The 18,787-nt window shown below is 65.8% G+C and carries 19 protein-coding genes; 13 read left to right on the forward strand and 6 right to left on the reverse strand.

Going from position 1 to position 18,787, the window contains the following annotated elements; genetic code table 11:
- Positions 1 to 7 precede the first annotated feature (7 nt).
- From Q0982_RS05520 to Q0982_RS05530, 3 genes are all read right to left on the reverse strand, one after another.
- Positions 8 to 430 carry a biopolymer transporter ExbD gene (locus Q0982_RS05520; protein ID WP_299392683.1) on the reverse strand — a complete coding sequence of 141 codons (423 nt, stop codon included), beginning with the start codon at positions 428 to 430 and terminating at the stop codon, positions 8 to 10.
- Positions 387 to 1,169: a MotA/TolQ/ExbB proton channel family protein gene (locus Q0982_RS05525; RefSeq protein ID WP_299392685.1), complete on the reverse strand. Its 783-nt coding sequence runs from the start codon at positions 1,167 to 1,169 to the stop codon at positions 387 to 389. The genes Q0982_RS05520 and Q0982_RS05525 overlap by 44 nt, the downstream gene beginning before the upstream one ends.
- Before the next feature lie 157 nt (positions 1,170 to 1,326).
- On the reverse strand, positions 1,327 to 1,761 hold the full coding sequence (locus Q0982_RS05530) for a hypothetical protein (protein ID WP_299392688.1): 435 nt from the start codon (positions 1,759 to 1,761) through the stop codon (positions 1,327 to 1,329).
- A gap of 246 nt (positions 1,762 to 2,007) precedes the next feature.
- On the opposite strand from Q0982_RS05530, the gene Q0982_RS05535 reads away from it, so the two are divergent.
- A complete protein-coding gene (locus Q0982_RS05535; protein ID WP_299392690.1) occupies positions 2,008 to 3,405 on the forward strand; it encodes a multicopper oxidase family protein in 1,398 nt (465 codons plus the stop codon).
- Between the two features lie 82 nt (positions 3,406 to 3,487).
- Here the strand turns inward: Q0982_RS05535 and Q0982_RS05540 are convergent, their stop codons facing one another.
- A complete protein-coding gene (locus Q0982_RS05540; RefSeq protein WP_299392692.1) occupies positions 3,488 to 4,342 on the reverse strand; it encodes a class I SAM-dependent methyltransferase in 855 nt (284 codons plus the stop codon).
- A gap of 364 nt (positions 4,343 to 4,706) precedes the next feature.
- Here Q0982_RS05540 and Q0982_RS05545 point away from each other — a divergent pair, with 364 nt between their 5' ends.
- Positions 4,707 to 5,615, forward strand: a complete 909-nt coding sequence (locus Q0982_RS05545) for an alpha/beta hydrolase (RefSeq protein ID WP_299392695.1) — start codon at positions 4,707 to 4,709, stop codon at positions 5,613 to 5,615.
- A 68-nt stretch (positions 5,616 to 5,683) separates the two neighbouring features.
- On the opposite strand, the gene Q0982_RS05550 is transcribed toward Q0982_RS05545, so the two are convergent.
- A complete protein-coding gene (locus Q0982_RS05550) occupies positions 5,684 to 6,676 on the reverse strand; it encodes a tripartite tricarboxylate transporter substrate binding protein (protein WP_299392697.1) in 993 nt (330 codons plus the stop codon).
- A 190-nt stretch (positions 6,677 to 6,866) separates the two neighbouring features.
- Between Q0982_RS05550 and Q0982_RS23840 the strand changes: the two genes are divergently transcribed.
- The 3 genes from Q0982_RS23840 to Q0982_RS05565 all read left to right on the forward strand — a co-directional run bounded on the left by Q0982_RS23840 (position 6,867) and on the right by Q0982_RS05565 (position 9,462).
- A complete protein-coding gene (locus Q0982_RS23840) occupies positions 6,867 to 7,298 on the forward strand; it encodes a tripartite tricarboxylate transporter TctB family protein (protein WP_367575445.1) in 432 nt (143 codons plus the stop codon).
- A gap of 1 nt (position 7,299) precedes the next feature.
- Complete coding sequence (locus Q0982_RS05560; RefSeq protein ID WP_299392702.1) at positions 7,300 to 8,775, forward strand: tripartite tricarboxylate transporter permease; 1,476 nt, start codon at positions 7,300 to 7,302, stop codon at positions 8,773 to 8,775.
- 225 nt (positions 8,776 to 9,000) lie between these two features.
- On the forward strand, positions 9,001 to 9,462 hold the full coding sequence (locus Q0982_RS05565) for a GNAT family N-acetyltransferase (RefSeq protein ID WP_299392704.1): 462 nt from the start codon (positions 9,001 to 9,003) through the stop codon (positions 9,460 to 9,462).
- Positions 9,463 to 9,685: 223 nt separating this feature from the next.
- Here the strand turns inward: Q0982_RS05565 and Q0982_RS05570 are convergent, their stop codons facing one another.
- Complete coding sequence (locus Q0982_RS05570; protein ID WP_299392706.1) at positions 9,686 to 10,651, reverse strand: LysR family transcriptional regulator; 966 nt, start codon at positions 10,649 to 10,651, stop codon at positions 9,686 to 9,688.
- A 96-nt stretch (positions 10,652 to 10,747) separates the two neighbouring features.
- Here Q0982_RS05570 and Q0982_RS05575 point away from each other — a divergent pair, with 96 nt between their 5' ends.
- The 8 genes from Q0982_RS05575 to Q0982_RS05610 all read left to right on the forward strand — a co-directional run bounded on the left by Q0982_RS05575 (position 10,748) and on the right by Q0982_RS05610 (position 18,774).
- Positions 10,748 to 11,812: a P1 family peptidase gene (locus tag Q0982_RS05575; RefSeq protein ID WP_299392709.1), complete on the forward strand. Its 1,065-nt coding sequence runs from the start codon at positions 10,748 to 10,750 to the stop codon at positions 11,810 to 11,812.
- 166 nt (positions 11,813 to 11,978) lie between these two features.
- Complete coding sequence (locus Q0982_RS05580) at positions 11,979 to 13,049, forward strand: ABC transporter ATP-binding protein (RefSeq protein WP_299392711.1); 1,071 nt, start codon at positions 11,979 to 11,981, stop codon at positions 13,047 to 13,049.
- The gene (locus tag Q0982_RS05585; RefSeq protein WP_299392714.1) at positions 13,046 to 13,939 is read left to right on the forward strand and encodes an ABC transporter permease; all 894 of its coding nucleotides are present in this window, start codon (positions 13,046 to 13,048) and stop codon (positions 13,937 to 13,939) included. Before Q0982_RS05580 ends, Q0982_RS05585 begins: the two co-directional genes overlap by 4 nt.
- Entirely contained in the window at positions 13,936 to 14,787 is an 852-nt protein-coding gene (locus tag Q0982_RS05590; protein WP_299392717.1) for an ABC transporter permease, read from the forward strand. The genes Q0982_RS05585 and Q0982_RS05590 overlap by 4 nt, the downstream gene beginning before the upstream one ends.
- 47 nt (positions 14,788 to 14,834) lie before the next feature.
- Positions 14,835 to 15,866 (forward strand): extracellular solute-binding protein, encoded by a 1,032-nt coding sequence (locus Q0982_RS05595; protein ID WP_299392719.1) that lies wholly within the window; start codon positions 14,835 to 14,837, stop codon positions 15,864 to 15,866.
- Positions 15,867 to 16,002: 136 nt separating this feature from the next.
- Positions 16,003 to 16,875 carry a 3-keto-5-aminohexanoate cleavage protein gene (locus Q0982_RS05600; protein WP_322096961.1) on the forward strand — a complete coding sequence of 291 codons (873 nt, stop codon included), beginning with the start codon at positions 16,003 to 16,005 and terminating at the stop codon, positions 16,873 to 16,875.
- The gene (locus tag Q0982_RS05605) at positions 16,865 to 17,377 is read left to right on the forward strand and encodes a GNAT family N-acetyltransferase (protein ID WP_299392724.1); all 513 of its coding nucleotides are present in this window, start codon (positions 16,865 to 16,867) and stop codon (positions 17,375 to 17,377) included. The genes Q0982_RS05600 and Q0982_RS05605 overlap by 11 nt, the downstream gene beginning before the upstream one ends.
- Positions 17,374 to 18,774, forward strand: a complete 1,401-nt coding sequence (locus Q0982_RS05610; protein WP_299392727.1) for an aspartate aminotransferase family protein — start codon at positions 17,374 to 17,376, stop codon at positions 18,772 to 18,774. The genes Q0982_RS05605 and Q0982_RS05610 overlap by 4 nt, the downstream gene beginning before the upstream one ends.
- Positions 18,775 to 18,787 lie beyond the last annotated feature (13 nt).

An 18,787-nucleotide genomic window follows, 5' to 3' on the forward strand; every position in this document is an offset into this window, starting at 1 on the left:
TGCTTCCTCAGCGCGCCCGGATCAGAGAGACATCCGTCGCCCCTACCGCCGCCAGCCGGTCGAGGATTTGCACCACCCGTTGCAGGGCAACACCTTCAGCAGGCCTGACCAGAACCCGCCGGTCCGGCCGCTCACGCAGTTGTGCGGTGACCCGCGTCGCCAGCGTCTCGATCGAAAGGACCTCCCCGGAGAGCCGCAGACGCGCCGGAAGGACCTCCACGAGAAGCGCCCCTTCCATCGCGGCGCCGGCGGAAGTCCCGGCAGGCGTGCTGAGATCGATGGCGCGCCAGTCCAGAAAGCTCGAGGCCAGCATGAAGAACACCAGAAGGATGAAGACCACGTCGATAAGAGGCGTCAGGCTGACCAGGGCACGGCGGCGCCCGGACCTATCGGCCAGCCGCCGCGGCTGAGGGCAGGCGGTTCGAACCATGGTGCTTCCCTTCCTCGATATAGCCGGAGAGCGGCACCGAGAAGCTTTCTGAAAGATCTTCCGTAAAGACCTGGGTGACGATGCTTTCCATTTCGTGCGCCAGGCTGTCGACCCTGCGCTCCAGCCAGTTGAGAAGCACGACCACCGGAATGGCGACTGCAAGACCGACGGCCGTGGTCAAGAGCGCTTCCCAGATGCCGCCGGAGAGAATGGCCGGGTTCACCTGGCTGCCGGCCTGCTCCAACTGACGGAACGCCTCGATCATGCCCAGGACGGTGCCGAACAGTCCCAGGAGCGGTGCCAGGGAGGCGATCACCTCGAGCGGCCGGAAGCCGGCCCGCAGGGACTCCAAGACATCGCCGCCAAAGCGCCGAACCTCCTCGCGCACCATGCTTTCGTCGACGCCCCGCCGTTGCCCGCGAATGGCCCGCGCCAGAACCTGCGCCACCGGGCTTCGCGCGTCCGCCGTCAGGGACAGAGCCTCATCGGACCTGCCGGCGCGGTAGAGCCGCAAGGCCTCGCGCGCCGTCCGGCGTTCGCCGAGGCGCACAGAGCCGAACTGCCAGATCTTCAAGATGACGATGGTCAGCGCGATCACCGACATCACCAAAAGAACGGCCACCACCGGACCGCCGGTCTGGAGCAGGTCCAGGGCACGCGCACCCATGCTTTCAGGGTCACCGGCAAGGATTTCAGGAGCAGTACCCGCCTCCATGGCGGCCTGCCTTTCGTCACTCATCGACGCGGATCTCTCTCTTGCTTTGGCTTTTGCGCAGCGCTGGCGCCAGCCGGGTATGTTGATTTACTGAGAATGCGACTCATTTTCATCATGTTTTGGCCGCTCTTTCAAGGGGCTTAGCGCCTTTCTCCCGGATACGCGGTGCTTGCCGGCCGCGCTACTTGATCATCGACAAGGGTGCGCGGGCCGTGGCTTGGATCAGGGCCAGGCAATCGCCACGCGGACCGCTTTGGTCGCCACAGGCCATCACGTCGTTCAGCAGCACACGGCCCAGGCGGCCGCAAGACAGATCCCGGATATCGAAGACCTTGAGGCTGGTCTTGCCGGCCGGCAGCGGAGCTGCCTGAACGGCGAGGCGCCTGCTCACCACGCCGTCACTGTCGAACATGACCATGTCCAGCTTGAGGTCGGCAAAGGCGCTGTCCGAACCGTTTTCCAACACCAGGTAGGCCCGGCAGGCCTCCCCCTGCGGTTCCAGCTTATTGAGCTCGATCTTCAACGGAGCCGCTTCCCCGGCCTCCGCCGGAACCGCGGAGCCGAAGACCAGGACCAGCAGAAGACCTGCAAGCCAAGGCGAAATGCCCTCTCGCACCGTACACCTCCTCATGAATCCGCCCGGGGCCGGGCTGGGTCCAAACCTGAAAACAGCCCCGTCCAGCGCTGCGACACTATCGCAACTGCAAATCATTCGCAAATATGCTAAGCCCTCGGCAGAGGATTCGTGCCCCTCCTCCGGTCGGGAAGGTCTGAGAGTTGGGGGATTGCGGGCCGGCCCGTCATCGCCTTAGGTATCCAAGGCCGGCCGGGGCACGGGCAGGCGGACACAATCAGGCAGACGATGAGCGCAAACCAGAACCTTACACGGCGCGTCGCCCTGGGCCTTCTGGCCGGCGGAACAATGACCGGGGGCGCCTTCCTGCTGGGCAGCGGCCGTCTGACAAGGGGTGCTGCACCCGATCACCGCCTCCAGGCCAGCACACTGGATTATGCCCTGCAGGGCGATCAGGTCACCGCCGGCATGATGAGCTTCGCGGCGGACGGGCCGCCGCCGGTTCTGCGGCTGCGCCGTGGCGCGGAGACGATAATCGACGTGACCAACGATCTCGGCGAGCCGACCACCGTACACTGGCACGGCCTGCGGATCGCCAACCAACAGGACGGCGTGCCCTACCTGACCCAGTGGCCCATCATGCAGGGCGAGACGGTACGCTACAGCTTCGCCGCCCCGGACGCCGGGACCTTCTGGTACCACCCGCACTGCAACACCCTGGAGCAGATGGCGCGCGGCATGACCGGCGCGCTGATCGTCGAAGACGACGAGAACGCCGGCTTCGACCGCGATCTTGTCTTGAACCTGCGCGACTTCCGCCTCGGCAAGGACGGCCAGTTCATCGAGCTGTTCCGGCCGCGCCAGGCCGCGCGCGGCGGCACCTTCGGAACTGTCATGACGGCGAACTGGCGCGTGCAGCCGACCTACGACCTGCCGGGCGGCAGCCTGGTCCGCCTGCGCCTGATCGCAACCGACGTCACGCGCATCTACAGGCTTTCCCTCACGGGCGCGGAGGCCCGGCTGATCGCCCTGGACAGCCATCCGACTCCGCCGGCCTATCAGCCGCAGGAGATCGTCCTGGCCGCCGGGCAACGCGCGGACCTGGCGATCCGGGTGCCGGAGGTCGAGGGCGAGACGGCGGTCCTCAATACGACGATATCGGGCCGCCCGGTGGCTCTGGCCCGTCTGCGGGCCGTCGGCCGCAGTGCCGGACGCCGCCTTGCCGAACTGGCACCGCTGGCGCCCAATCCGGTCGCCGAGCCTGTGCTTGAGAAGGCCGAGATCATCCCCTTCCTTTTCGGCTGGGCGCCGGGCGACCGCCCTGCCCCCAGCCTCTGCGGCACCCTGGGCTATACCTTCTGGTCGATCAACCGCCAGCCCTGGCCCGGGGACTTCCCCGAGGCACCGGGCGCCCTCGCCGTCCTGAAAAAGGGCAGAAGCTACATCCTGCGTCTGCGCAACGAGACCAAGAACAGCCATCCGATTCATCTGCACGGCCTGACTTTCCGGTTGTTCCGCTCCGACAAGCGCCAACTGCCGCCGTTGCTGACCGACACGGCGCTCCTGCAGGCCAATGAGACGCTGGATATCGCGTTGGTTGCCGACAATCCCGGAGACTGGGCCTTTCACTGCCACGTCATCGAACACCAGAAGACGGGCCTCGCCGGCTACATCCGCGTCGAGTAGTGCCCGAACGCCGGCACCGGCATCACTGTGGAGGCCAGGAACAGGGTGCTGGCAGTCGCAAGCGGCCTCAGGCGCCGCCCCTTCACTCCCTGCAACGCAGGTGCGCCAAGCTGGCGGCGAAGCGGCGGCGCAAGGCGGGGATTCGGGAGAGCGTGCGATAGAGACGGGTCCGCTGCGGAAAGGGGTCGGCATAGCTCTGCACGGAGACGACCTGGAGTCCGGGAATCCGCCGGATGAAAGCCGGGAGGTCGTCGATCGAAATGCCCCAAGGCATGGGCGGCGCCGTGTAGCGCCTCGTCACCTTGAGGCCCCGCAGTGTCTTGCGCGAGAAGACCGGCGGGATGGCATCGAAGAAGATCTGCGCACCGGGAAAGGCCTCGGCGATCCGGCACAGCAACGCGGCCACCTCGGCCTCCTCGAAGTACATCAGCAGTCCCGCCGCGGTGATGAAAGGGGGCGCCGTCCTCGGAACCGCATCCATCCATGACGGATCCAGGGCGGAGGCTTCGACCAGAGCGCCGCGCGGATGCGCCGGCAGCAGTTTCCGGCGCACGGCCATCGCCTCCGGCAGGTCGACGCTGACCCAGCGCACGCGACCGTCGTCAACGCGCAAGAGCTGGGTCTCCAGGCCCTCGCCCAAGGCGACGACAACAGGGTCTTCGGTAACGGACCTCAGGTAGGCGCGGATCAGGTCGTCGCTGTAGCGGGCCCGCACCGGGTGAAAAACAGAGGGTCGGCCGAAGCGGCCTGCGAAGTCATAGTCGATCCGCGCCACCAGATCGGCCGCCATCGGGTCCTCGATCAAGCGGCTGGCGCGGCGCATTTCGCAGGCGCGGTTCCACAACGTCCACAGCATGGTCTCCGGCACGCCGGAAAGATCGACGGCATGCGCGTCTGTCGGCGCAGGTGTCTGATGCAGCGCTTGGTTCTGCGTCATGGCCGGCCCGCCTCCATGACATCGGCAAAGGCCTGAAGCCATCGCGGTATGCGCCGAGGTCCGCAACCGGCGGAGAACGCAGGCGCGGCCCTCTTCGTATCTGCGCTGCCCTGATCTCCAGCCACGTTGCGTACTAGCGTCATACTCACGAAGCCCTCCCCCGTGCCGATACCGGATCAGCCGCAAAAGGCCAGGATGGCCAGTCCCCGAAACTTCGTCAATGCAAATGCGACGCATTCGCGATATAGTGCTTCCTCATTATCGGCTTCCCCGAGCATGGATCAGCACCATCGCGACCCTAGCCAGATGCCTGATCGCGGCCGCCCTCGCGTGTTCCTTCACAGCGGCGGTCTCGGCTGAGCCCGTGGAGTCGATCCTCACGGCGCCGGGCCCGGAGGGTCTGCTGGAAGGAACCCTGCTGAAACCTGCAGAGGGTGCAAGCCAAGTGGTGCTCATCATCCCCGGCTCCGGGCCGACCGACCGCGACGGGAACAGCCCCTACGGCGTCCGGGCCGCCACCTATCGCCTTCTGGCCGAAGGGTTGGCGGCGGCGGGAGTCGCCAGTCTGCGCATCGACAAACGCGGCATGTTCGCCAGCCAGGCGGCGCTTGCAGACCCCAACGCCGTGACCGTCGCTGACTACGCCAACGACATTCGGGCTTGGGCCACGGTTCTGCGGGAGGAGACCGGAATTGCCTGCACGTGGCTGCTCGGCCACAGCGAAGGCGGGCTGGTCGCACTGATGGCGGTGGAGCAAAACGCCGGCGACTTCTGCGGCCTGATCCTGGCGGCAACGCACGGACGGCCCTTCGCAGAACTGCTGAGGGAACAGCTGATGGCCAACCCGAACAATGCGGCCGTCCTGGACGAGGCGCTGCAGGCGGTCGACCAACTGCAGGCAGGCCGGCGCGTCAACACGCGGACCATGCACCCGGCCCTCCTGCCCCTGTTCCACCCTTCGGTCCAGGGCTACCTGATGGATCTCTTCGCGTACGATCCTGCCGCGCTGTTGAAGCAGTACGGCGGCCCTGTGCTGATCCTGCAGGGCGCGCGCGATATCCAGGTGAGCGAAGCGGATGCCCGGCGGCTCAGCGCCAGCGCGCCGGCAGCAACGCTCCGGCTGCTGGCCGACACCAACCACGTCCTCAAGGAAGTGCGCAGCCCCGACCGCGCCGCCAACCAGGCCGCCTATACCAACCCGGACCTGCCGTTGGCGCCGGGCGTCTTGGACAGCATCACCGACTTCCTGAAGACGCAGAGCGGCAACCGATAAGCATCATCTTTGCTTCGCGGCCCGGCCACGGAAGATGACCAGAGAGGCCGCGCCGAGAGTCATCGATGTCAGCCCGCGCTGCGGGTGGCGCCGGTGCCGCGGACCACAGGGATCCAGATCTCCCTTTGCCGCGCATAGTAGGCATCGACCTCCTGCGGCGTTTTGCTCGGCGGCACGATGGAGCCGAGATTGACGAGCTGGCTGCGTATTGCATCGGACTGGACGACGGAGTTGACCGCTTCATTGAGCCGGACGACGATCTCCTCGGGCGTGTCCGCCGGCGCCGCGAAAGTGTTCCAGGTCTGCGACACGAACCCGGGCAGGCCCGCTTCCGAAACGGTCGGCAGATCCGGCATGGCGACAAGGCGTTCGGGTGCCGATACGCCGAGCCCCCGCACAGCACCGTCACGCACCTGGGGCACCGCCGTCAGGGAGGGATTGAAAACAAAGCTCAGGCGGCCGGCGATAAGATCGCGCAGCGCTTCGCCGCTTTTCGGATAGGGAATGTGCACCACATCGAGGCCGAGTTCGGACAGGAAGAGCGCACCGGTGATGTGGGTCGTGGTGCCGGTCGGGCCTGAGCCATACTGAGAATCCTCCGGTGCCGCACGCAGACGCGCGATGAAGTCCTCCAGGTTACCGGCCGGGTCGTCGTTGTTCACGCACATGACCATCGGGACTTCGTTCATCATGGCGACGCCACGCAGCATGGTGGTGATGTCAACCGGCAGCGGGTCGAACAGCGCGATGTTGTGCACAAGCTGGGATGACGTTCCGACGAGGAAGGTGTAGCCGTCCGGATCGGCGCGGCTGACGGCCTCCGTCGCCTGCATGCCGGACGCCGCCGACAGATTCTCGACGACGAAGCTCTGTCCAAGTGCGGTCTCCAGCTCGGCGGCGACAATGCGCGTCACGACATCGGCATTGCCGCCGGCACCGGAAGCGACCACCAAGCGAATGGGGCCGGCTTTGGGCCAGTCATTGGCAAGGCTGTATCTTGAAGCGGCCATGACGAAAGGGGCAGCCAGGGCGGAACCGACCAACGCGCGTCTCGTAATCATGGGACAATCCTTTGTTCGCTGTGGAAAGGCCCACCGTGTCCAGCGACGGCAAACCGGGAGGTACGGGCAAACTGGATATTGCAAATGAGAATCACTGTCAATAAAACTGCAAGTTATTCTTTACTTTAGAGAATTCTTAATCTTGGAAACGCGCTCCCGCCTTTTCTCCGCCCTCAAGCCCCCGGCTGTCTTGTGCGCGCTGGGCCTTGTGATGCTGCTTCTGGCATATACCCAGCCGGCCTGGATTGACGGCAGGGTTGGGCCAGGCCTCTTCGCGCAGTGGCTTTCCAAAGGGGTTGTCGCTCTATCTCTGCTATGGGCTGCACTGGCTGCCTTCGGGCCCGCTGGAAGGCGCAGCGAGGGAGAAAGCGCGGCTTCCTCCAGACCCCTTGGACCGGGTCTCGCGTTGTTGAGCGGCGTTCTCGTTTTCATTCTGATGCTGCCGCTCACCGGCCTGGTCGCCGCCTGTGTCGCAACGGCGCTCATCACCGGCTGGGGGGCCGGCGACCGACACTGGCGCGCTCTCGCCCTATCCGGTTTGTTTGCCGGCGCGGCGACACTTGTCATCGGGCTGACGCTGCTGCCGCCCGCCACCCGCCTTTGGCCCTGGGCAGCGTTCTGAGATGGATGCTGTCGTAAACTGGGCCGCCGACTTCGCGGGGGTCTTGACGCTGCAGAACCTGCTGCTCTGCTTCACCGGCGCGCTCGTCGGCACGGTCGTCGGCGTCCTCCCGGGCATCGGGCCGGCGGCCACCCTGGCCCTTCTTCTGCCGCTTACCTTTACGCTCGACCCCGCCGGCGCGCTCATCATGCTGGCAGCAATCTATTACGGCGCACAGTACGGCAGTTCGACAACCGCCATCCTGTTGAACCTGCCGGGCGAGTCCTCCGGCGTCGTGACTGCGCTCGACGGTCATCGCATGGCCTTGGCCGGCCGCGCGGGCCCGGCCATCGCGATCGCCGCCCTCTCGTCGCTCTTTGCCGGCCTTGCCTCAGCCGTGTTCATCGCGCTGGTGGCCGGCCCCATAGCCCAGTGGTCGCTGCTGATAGCCCCGGCCGGACTCGCCGGATTGATTGCCCTTGGGCTTTTCGCCGCGGCCATCATCGCACCCGGCAAGCCGCTGGCGGCCCTCACACTGATTCTGTTCGGTACCTGCCTGGGCTTGGTCGGCACCGATTCGGGCGGCGGCATGCCGCGCTTCACCCTCGGCATCACCGAGCTGCGCGACGGCATCGGGTTCATGCCTCTGGTCATGGGCCTCTTCGCCATCGCCGAACTCATCCGCGCCCTTGAAAGCGGCAGCCGGCCGCAACGCATTGCCCCGCTGGGCCTGCCATGGCCGACGCGGGCCGACCTCAAGGCCGCCGCCTTGCCGACCCTGCGCGGCACCGGCATCGGCGGTATCCTCGGCGTGATCCCCGGTGTCACCACCGTCATGTCGGCCCTCGCCGCCCGCGGACTGGAACGCGCCTTCAGGACCGCGGACCGGCCCCTTGGCGAGGGCGCCGTTGCCGGGGTTTCGGCGCCCGAGGCGGCCAACAACGCCTCGGCGCAAAGCGCCCTGATCCCGCTCCTGACGCTCGGTCTTCCGGGCAATCCGGTGATCGCCGTCCTGGCCGGAGCCTTGATGATTCACGGCATCGCGCCGGGACCGAGCTTCATCGACAACAATCCCGATCTCTTCGCGGCGCTGATTGCCAGCCTCGTCGTCGGCAACGTGATCCTTGTGGTCTTGAACCTGCCCCTCGCCGGCCTCTGGGCATCGCTGTTGCGGGTGCCATTTCCGAAACTCGTGCCGCTCATCATCGTCTTCAGCCTGATCGGCGTCTACTCGGTGCAGAACTCGCTCTTCGATGTCTGGCTGATGCTGGCCTTCGGCGCCCTCGGCTGGTTGCTGGTGCGCCTTGGCCTCGAACCTACCCCCATCGTCCTGGGTTTCATCCTGGGGCCGGCCTTTGAGGAATACCTGCGCCGCAGCCTGCTGTTCTCGCGCGGCGATCCCTCGGTTTTCCTCAGCGATCCGGTGAGCCTGACCAGCATCGCCATCATCGTGGGCGCAAGCGCGTTCCTGATGCTGCGCCGAACCTACCGACGATGATGACGCTGATCCGGAACCGGGCCGACCCGCCTTGCAGGGGACTGCCCGGGCGGCAGAGAGACGCGAGACACCGGCGGAAAGCCACAGCAAAGAGCACCAAGTCGTTCAGGCGGCCTCGCCAGACATTGACCGCGGCGCGGGTTTCCATGACTGTTATCCCAGTCCGTCATGCCTCCGGCCGCGCCAACGGCGGCGCCACGCAAGGCCTCCCAGGAGAGTTTCCCGATGACAGAAGTATCGTTCCGCCGCGCCGTCCGTGCGGATCTGCCGGCGATCGTCGCGCTGTTGAACGACGACGTGCTGGGCAGCGGGCGCGAGGATCCTGCCCAACCGCCCAACCCGCGCTACGGCGAAGCCTTCGCTGCTATCGACTCGGACCAGAACCAGTACCTTGCCGTGGCCGTGGCCGACGACACCGTGATCGGCTGCCTGCAGCTCAGCTTCATACCCGGCCTCTCCCGCCTCGGCATGTGGCGCGGTCAGATCGAGAGCGTGCGCATCGCCGCCGCGCAGCGCGGCGGCGGCATCGGCCAGCGGTTTTTCGACTGGGCCATCGAGGAATGCCGCCGGCGCGGCTGCGGCCTGGTCCAGCTCACCACCGACAAGAGCCGTCCCGAGGCGCTGCGTTTCTACGAAAACCTCGGCTTCCAAGCCAGCCACGAGGGCCTGAAGCTGGCCTTGACCTGATACGGCATTCGGAGTTCTCGATGGAGAGGCAGCTGTCTCCGAGGACTTCGATCGGCGGTCCGGTCGATTTGAGTTCTGTCTCCACACCCCGGCGAAGTGCCTTGAGCGCCTTGGCGCAAGCAGGCGGCTATGCCCTGATGCAGACCCCCGCGGCGTAGCACTTGCGTCTTCGCCCTCCGGGACCGGCCGGGCGGCCGGCGCCCCCCACCGCCGCAGAGCGGCTTCAGGTCGCCAGGGGAAAGGAGCGCTCCGCCGGGTCGGTGGATGCAATGTACTCCCGGAGCATCGCGATGAGGATCTGCTCGCCGCGGTCCAGACGCGTGCGCTCGTTGGTCACCATATGAACGTCGACAGCCGGCAGGTTCTCGTAAGGCGGCAGTTGCCAGAGCCGGCCGTCACGCACGTCGCGCGCCATGGCGTGGACCGGCAGCGAGCCGATGCCCATGCCCGCCATGATCATCCGGCGCACCTCTTCCAGGTGCGAGGAGGTGCCGGTCGGCTCCTCGCCAAGCTGCAGGCTGCGGCGGAGCTCGGCCACCGGATGCAAGGCATCGGTGAGCTGATCGGTCTTGAAGGACACGTAGGTGCTGTCGCGCATCTCCTCCACGGTGACGTCGTCGCGCCCAAACAAGGGGTGGCCCGACCCGCAGAAGAAACCGAACTGCTCGCGGAACAGCATCTCAGTGGTCAGCCGGCGGCGTTGATGGGAGAGCAGGCAGATCCCGAAGGAACAGAGGCCGTCTCTCACGGTACGAATCACCTCCACGCTGGGCATCACATCGAGGGTGAAGGTCACCGCCGGATAGCGCCTGTGAAAGCGGCCCAGAAGCTGGTCGAATGGCGGAAACACGACGTAGCTTGCCATGGCGATGCGGATCGCACCGGTCACCTCCTGGTCCGCATCGCTAAGCAGGCCGCCCAGTTGACCGAGCGCATCGAGCACCTTCCGGCTCTCGCGGTAGAGGACCTCGCCGTGCTGGGTCAGGGCGAAGCGGCCGCCGCCACGTTCGACCAGCCGGCGGCCGACCTGCTCTTCCAGGCGCCTGAGAGCACTGCTGATCGTCGGCTGGGTGCGCATCAGGCGGCTGGCGCCGCGGGTTATGCTGCCCTCTTCGACAATGACAACGAAGGTGCGCAGCAGGTTCCAGTCAAGGTCGGCCAAGCCATCGCGCGCCCGATAGTCGGTCATGGGTCAATCCCCATCATTGACCATTTGAATGCCATGATGCTTTCACACAGATGGTATCAATGTCCAGAGCGTCCACAGAGAAGGGAGAGGCAGGCCATGAACAGAGCGCGATTGCGGGATCTCGGGCTTTCCGTCGGCAGCCTGCCGCCGGGTCCGCTCAACGCCATAACCGATGTCGCCGGTCTGCGGGTCGGACATGAATCGATCATCAGGGACTCGCCGGCGACCGTGCGGTCCGGCGTTACCGTGATCGTTCCCGAGGAGGGTGAGATCTGGCAGCGGCATCTCTTTGCCGACGCTCATGTCCTCAACGGCAACGGAGAGATGACCGGCCTGTCCTTTCTGCAGGAGTTCGGCCTGATGTGCGGCCCCCTGGCCATCACCGGCACCCACTCGATCGGCGCCGTCCACGAGGGACTGGTGAGCTACGAACTGGCCGGCGGCTTCGCTTTTGACTTTTGCCTGCCGCTGGTGGCGGAGACCTTCGACGGCTGGCTCAGCGACCCCTCGGCCCTGGCGGTGCGGCCCGAACATGTGCACGCAGCCCTCAAGGCGGCCAAGGACGGCCCGGTGGCCGAAGGGAACGTCGGTGGCGGGACCGGCATGAACACACACGAGTTCAAGGCCGGTGTCGGCACCGCGTCGCGGCTGGTCGAAGTCGCCGGTGAAAGCTGGACCCTCGGCGTGCTTGTCCAGGCGAACTACGGCCGGCGGCATCAGCTTCGCCTGGACGGCCGGGCAATCGGGGCAGCGATCCCGACCACTGATGTTCCCAGCCCCTGGCCGATGCCCCGGGACGAGGGCTCCATCATTGCCGTCGTCGCCACCGACGCCCCGCTCCTGCCGCATCAATGCCGCCGGTTGGCGCAGCGCGCCGGCATGGGCGTGGCCCGCACCGGCGGCATCGCCGCGCCGGCCAGCGGCGACATCTTCCTCGCCTTCTCGACCGGAAACGTTCATTCAGCAGCCGAGGACAAGCAACTCCACAACGCGCGCTTCCTGCCGGACATGGCGCTTGCCGGACTGTTCCAGGCGGTCATCGAAGCGACCGAGGAAAGCATCTGGAACGCCCTCTGCGCAGCGGAAACCATGACCGGACGAGAGGGGCGCACCTCTTACGCCATCCCTTTGGACCGTCTGAAGGAGATCGCATCGACATAGATTTCATCAATGTTCTGCATTCTTCGAATAGATTAGATCAAAGCAGAGGCGCTCCCTAAGATCGTTTCTCGGCACTTCCCTGGGGATGGGAGTTGGGAGGACGATGACGGGAGAGCGCGCAAGTCCCGCCGGGACTGTCTCTGGGGCGGGACTTGTCATACGCCGGGTGACCAAGGTCTTCGACGCTGCCGGCAGCCAAGCCGTCCGCGCCGTCGACGACCTCAGCCTGGAGATCGGTGAGAACGAGTTCTTCACGTTGCTAGGCCCTTCCGGCTGCGGCAAGACCACGCTGCTGCGCATGATCGCAGGTCTGGAACAACCGACCTCCGGCGAGGTTCTGCTGGACGGAGATCCGCTTCAGGGTCTGCCGCCCTACCGCCGGCCCATCAACACCGTGTTTCAGAGCTATGCCCTCTTCCCCCACATGTCGGTGGGTGAGAACGTCGCCTTCGGCCTCAAGATGCGCGGCTTGGACAGCGCCGTCATCGCCCGCAAGGTGGAGGAGGTTCTGGCCCTGGTGCGGCTCGAAGGTCTGGCGGAGCGCCGGCCCGCGCAGCTCTCCGGCGGCCAGCAGCAGCGCGTCGCCCTGGCACGGGCCCTCGCAAACGAACCCAAGATCCTGCTGCTCGACGAACCGCTTTCGGCGCTGGACCTTAAGCTGCGCAAGCAAATGCGCCTGGAGCTGAAACGTCTGCAGAAGGCGACGGGCATCACCTTTATCTTCGTGACGCACGATCAGGAAGAAGCACTGATCATGTCGGACCGCGTTGCTGTCCTGTCGGAGGGCCGGGTTTTGCAGCTCGGCCCCCCGGAAGAGATCTACCAGCGCCCGCGCAGCCGCTTCGTCGCCGATTTCATCGGCGACACAAACATCATCCTCGGACGCCCCAAGGACGCGGAGAGATTGGTCCTTGGCGGTACCGCAGAGCTGCGTTTCGCTGCGCCGGTCCTGCCTTCGGACGGACAGGATCAGGCGCTCTCGGTGGCCATCCGCCCGGAAAGCTGCCGGCTTGTCAACGGCGCGGCCTATGACGACCTTGCGAACGTGTTCGAAGGCCGCGTTCGGGAGATCGAGTACCTCGGCGCCGACACCTGTGTTCTGCTCGATGTCGAGGCTCTCGGCGCAAGCATCACCGTGCGGCTGCGCAACACGGAGGGCGCCGCGGTGCCTCCGCAGGAGGGCGAGACGGTGCGGGTCAGCCTGCCCGCAGCGGCACTCTGGGTGCTGGAACCATGACCGGCCCCGCCCGCCTCTCCCGCAGTGGGATCGCACTCGCCCTGGGGCCGGCGCTCGTCGTGGTTGGCCTCTTTCTCGTCGTGCCGCTGCTGCTGGTGCCGATCGCGTCCTTCATGGAAGCCAACCCCTGGGGCGGCGTGCGCCCGACCTTCTCCGTGGAGGCCTACGTCCAGGTCCTCTTCGAAGAAGACTTCACCGGCGAACTGATCTTCAACGACGCCTATCCACGCATCGTCCTGCGTTCGCTGGCGCTGGCCGCGCTCACAACGGCGCTCTGCCTGCTGGCCGGCTTTCCGGTGGCTTACGTGATCGCGCTTCAGCCAAAGTCGCGTCAGGGGATCCTGCTGCTGCTGGTCACCGTGCCGTTCTGGACCAACCTGCTGATCCGCACCTACTCCTGGATCATGATCCTGCGCGACGAGGGCCTCATCAACAACGGACTGGAAGCGGCCGGCGTGATCGAGGAGCCCTTGCGCCTGCTTTACACCAACGGCGCCATCGCGATCGGTCTCGTCTATACCTTCCTGCCCTTTATGGTGCTGCCGATATACGCGGCGATCGAGCGTATCGACCGCGGTCTTATCGAGGCGGCGCACGACCTCTACGCCAACCGCCGTGCCATGCTGCGCCATGTCGTGCTGCCGCTGGCCCGACCGGGCATCGCCGCCGGTGCGATCCTGGTCTTCGTTCCGGCGCTGGGCTCCTTCATTGCCCCGGCGCTGCTGGGCGGCGGCAAGCATCTCATGATCGGCAATCTGATCCAGGCACAGTTCGGCGCTTCCCGGAACTGGCCTTTCGGTTCGGCAATGTCGCTGATTCTTCTGGCCGCCGTTCTGGCCGTCCTGCTCTGGCAGGCACAGCGGCGGCGCAGCGGGGCCTGGCAGCCATGAGCGAGACCGTCCGCATGAGCCCTGCGCAGGGAGCCGCAGCGAACCGCGGAGCCCGGCGCTTTGCGGTCGGTCGCATTCCAGGCTTCGGGGCGGCGACCTGGGCCTTCTTTCTGTTTCTCTATGCACCGATCGCCCTGCTGGTCGTCTTCTCCTTCAACGGCAGCAACTCTGCCACCATCTGGTCGCACTTCAGCCTCGACTGGTATGTCAAGGTCGCGGCCAACAGCGATATCCAGCGGGCGGCCCTGAACTCCCTCATCGTTGCCGGCGTCGCCTCCACTCTGGCGACCGCGCTCGCCACCTTCGCCGCGCTGGCGATGGTGCGCGGCGGCCCCTTCCGCGGCCAGCAGCTCGCCCTCAGCACGCTGCTGCTGCCGCTGATCGTGCCGGAGATCGTGATCGCCATCGCCATGGTGATCTTCTTCACCGGCATCGGTCTCAGCCTGGGCCTGGGCAATCTCATCATCGCCCACACGGTGTTCTGCATTCCCTTTGCCTACCTGCCGATCCGTGCCCGCCTGGACAGCCTGAGCCCGGTCTACGAAGAGGCCGCGCAGGATCTCTACGCCGACAACTGGCGCACCTTCTGGCATGTGACCTTTCCCTTGCTGGCGCCCGGCATTCTGGCCGGGCTGATGCTCGCCTTCATCACCTCCGTCGACGACTTCATCATCAGCCTGATGGTGGGCAGCGCCGGCACGACCACCCTGCCGATCTATATCTACAGCCTGATCCGCATCGGTATCACCCCGCAGATCAACGCGATCTCGACCCTGGTGCTGCTGATCTCCTTCATCTTCGTCAGCCTTGCCTGGCTGATCGCACGGCGTTCGGAGGCTTCGCCGTGATTGTCCCTGCAACAGAAACCAAAAAAACCGAACAGTGGAGACGCACAATGCACAAGACTTTAAGGTTGGCCGCCGTGGCCGTCCCCCTCACCCTGATCGCCACGGGCGCCGGCGCCGAAGGCGTGCTGAACTTCGCCAACTGGGCCGAATACACCTCGCCCGAGTTGCTCGAGAAGTTCGAAGAGGAAACCGGCATCAAGGTGGTGCTGGACACCTACGATTCTAGCGAAACCCTTCTCGCCAAGCTTCAAGCCGGCGGCGCCGACTACGATGTCGCCGTTCCCGGCAACAACTTCGTCGCGGGCATGATCTCCGAAGGCCTGATCCAGAACGTCGACGTCAAGTCTCTGGCCGGCTTCGAGAACCTGGAGAGCCGCTGGCAGTCGCCGCCCTGGGACCCGACAAACGAATACTCCATCCCCTGGCTGTGGGGGACCACCGGCTTCACCGTGGATACCTCGGCGTACGGCGGCGACATTCACACCTACGAAGTGCTGTTCAACCCGCCGCCGGAACTGCAGGGCGAGATCGGCATGTTCAATTCCGCGGACGAGGTTGTGAAGATGGTCCACGCCTATCTGGGCAACGACCTCTGCACCGAGGACCCGGCCCACTTCCAGGCTGCCTTCGACGTCCTCAAAGCGCAGAAAGAACACGTGAAGATGTATCAGTCCGAGGGACTGCGCGAGCGCATGCTGGCCGGTGAGGTCAAGGCCCACTCCAACTGGAACGGCAGTTCGCTGAAGCTGCGCAGCAAGGACGCGAAGTTTGCCTATTCCTACCCCAGAGAGGGCGTGCTGACCTGGATGGATGTGATGGTCGTGCCGACCGGGGCCAAGAACAAGGAAAACGCCCTGAAATTCCTGTCCTTCATGCTGCAACCGGAAAACGTCGCCATTCAGTCGAACTTCGCGCGCTATTCCAACGCTGTGGCGGGCAGCGATGCCTTCATGGCCGACGAGTTGAAGACTGCGCCGGAGATCGTCGCCCCTGCCGACCGCAGGTTCATCTTCGTGCCGGCCTGCTCGGAAAAGTCGATCAAGCTGCAGGACCAGGTCTGGACCAGACTCCTGAAATAGGTGCACCCTGAGGCGGACCCTCCGGCGCCACAGGGCGGCGGAGGGGCGCCCGGACCACCAACCAAGGAGGCCCGTCGTGGCCGACAACAAGGTTATCATCACCTGTGCCGTGACGGGCTCGATCCACACGCCGACGATGTCGCCGCATCTGCCGGTCACGCCGTCGGAGATCGCCGAGCAGGCGGTCGCCGCAGCAGAGGCCGGCGCGGCAATTCTCCATCTGCACGCCCGCACCCCGGACAGCGGACTGCCAACGGCGGACCCGGACGTCTTCATGGAGTTTCTGCCGCGCATCAAGCAGGCCACCGACGCGGTCTTGAACATCACCACCGGGGGCGGCGCCAACATGACCCTGGAGGACCGCCTGGCCGCGCCGCTGCGGGCCCGCCCGGAGATGTGCTCGCTGAACATGGGGTCCATGAACTTCGGCATCTTTCCTCTGGCGCGCCGCTACGACGAGTGGCAGCACGATTGGGAGCAGGGCTTCCTGGAGGCGACCCGCGACTTCGTTTTCAAGAACACCTTCGCCGATATCGAGGCGGTGCTCGAGCGGCTGGGCGAAGGGGCCGGCACCCGCTTCGAGTTCGAGTGCTACGATACGGGTCATCTGCAGACCCTCGCTTTCTACCTGAACAAGGGCACCATCAAACCGCCCGTTTTCGTCCAGTTCGTTCTCGGAGTCCTTGGCGGCATCGACGCGCATCCAGAGCAGCTCATGCACCTGAAGCAGACTGCAGACCGGCTGCTGGGTAGCGATTACCGCTTCTCTGTGCTGGCCGCGGGACGCCACCAGATGCCGCTGGCCACCATGGGCGCAATCCTGGGCGGCAACGTACGCGTTGGCCTGGAAGACAGTTTGACCATCGGCCGCGGACAGCTTGCCGAGAGCAATGCTGACCAGGTCGCAAAGATCCGCAGGATTGTCGAGGAACTTGGCCTCGAAGTCGCGACACCCAACGAGGCCCGCTCCACCCTGGTTCTGAAGGGAGGAGACCAAGTTGGCTTCTGACCCGGTCATAGCGAAGACGAAGGTGCATATTCGTCAGGCAGTCGAAAAAGACGCTCAGATTGTCTGCGACCTGCTGGCTGATCTTGTGCGCACCTTGAGAGACGCGCCGCCCTGCGGCAGCACCCTTGAGACCATCCGGCATCACGGCTTTGGCGACAAACGTCAGTTCGAGGCCCTGATCGCCGAGGCCGAAGGCACGCCGGCAGGGCTGGTGCTGTACTTCTACACATACTCCACCTGGCGCGGCTGCCTCGGGGTTTACGTGCAGGACCTGCATGTCGTCGAGCGCTTCCGCGGTCACGGACTCGGCCGCAGGCTCCTGGCAGACGCGGCACGCCGCGGCCGCGCAGATGGTTGCACCCATCTGCGGCTCTCTGTCGACCCTGGCAACGAAGCGGCGCTTACCTTCTATGAGGCGGTCGGCCTCGAGCCGCGCCGCGACGAAACCATCTGTCAGGCCGCCGGCGAAGCCTTTCGCCATTTGGCGGAGGACGGGCGATGAGCGGGGAGTTGGCGATCCAGGCCTTCTATGCCGCCGCTTCCAGCCGCGGCCTGCCACGCCTTGCCCGCGCCGAAGGCCCCTATCTCTGGGACCAGCAGGGCCGGCGCTATGTCGACGCGGCCAGCGGACCTGTGGTCACCAATATCGGCCACGGCAACCCTCACGTCGTCGAAGCCATCGCCCGGCAAGCCGCCAACTGCGCCTTCGCCTCGCGGACGGCCTTCGTGAACGAGGCCAATGAAGCCCTGGGCGAGCGCCTGGCCGGCCTCTGCGGCGAAGGCTTCGACCGCGCCTTCTTCACATCGGGCGGGTCGGAGGCCATCGAGGCCGCCTTGAAGTTCGCCCGCCAGATCGCCTGGCTGCGCGGCGAAAGCAAGCGCTGGAAGGTGATCGCCCGCAACCCCTCCTACCACGGCTCCACGCTGGGTGCGCTCGCCATTACCGGCGACGAGGAAGCCGACGCGGTGTTCGGGCCGATGATGGTCAGAATGCCGAAGATTCCCGCGCCCTTCACCTACCGCATTCCCGCGGGTCACAGCCCGGAAAGCTGGCAGGCCGCCGCCGCCGCGGCGCTGGAAGAAACCATACTGCGCGAAGGCCCGGAGACCTGCCTGGCCTTCGTCATGGAGCCGATCGGCGGCCTTGCGACCGGTGCCCTGGTGGCGGCCGACAGCTACTACGCGGCCGTGCGCGAGATTTGCTCCCGTTACGGCTTGCTACTGATCTACGACGAGGTGATGAGCGGCGCCGGGCGTACCGGACGCTTTCTCTCCGCCCACCACTGGCCGCAGGGACGGCCGGATCTGGTCGTGCTCGCCAAGGGTCTGGGGGCCGGCTATACGCCGCTGGGCGCCATGATGGCACCGCGCAGCCTCGTCGACCTCCTCGCCGAAGGCGGCGGGTTCCTGCATGGCCACACCTATGTGGCCAATCCGCTCACCTGCGCAGCCGGTCTCGCGGTCCTGGACGAAGTGGAACGCCAGGGCCTGACCGGGAAAGCGGCGGACCTTGGCCCCTCTCTCGATCGAAAACTGCGCGTACTGCTGCACGACTCGCCAATTCTGGGCGACGTGCGTGGCAAAGGGCTGCTGATGGCGATCGAACTGGTCATGAACAAGGCGACGAAGCAACCCTTCCCCCTGGAGGTGGAGATCACCCGGCGCGTCTCTCAAGCCGCCATGAAGAACGGTCTCATCGTCTATGCCCGCCGCACCAGTCACGGCAGGTATGGCGAGTGGGTGATGATCTCGCCACCTCTCAACAGCAGTGAGGCCGTGCTCGATGAAATCTCCGCCGCGCTGCGCCGCACGCTGGCCGACTGTACGGACGAACTCACCAGGGAGGGCTGGCTGGGCGGTGCCGCCGGTTCCTGCGGCACGGCGCGGCACCGGGCATGAGGGCGCGGACGCA

Origin of the sequence: Pelagibius sp. (assembly GCF_028281305.1) — a bacterium.
In the GTDB taxonomy this organism is placed as follows: domain Bacteria; phylum Pseudomonadota; class Alphaproteobacteria; order Kiloniellales; family Kiloniellaceae; genus Pelagibius.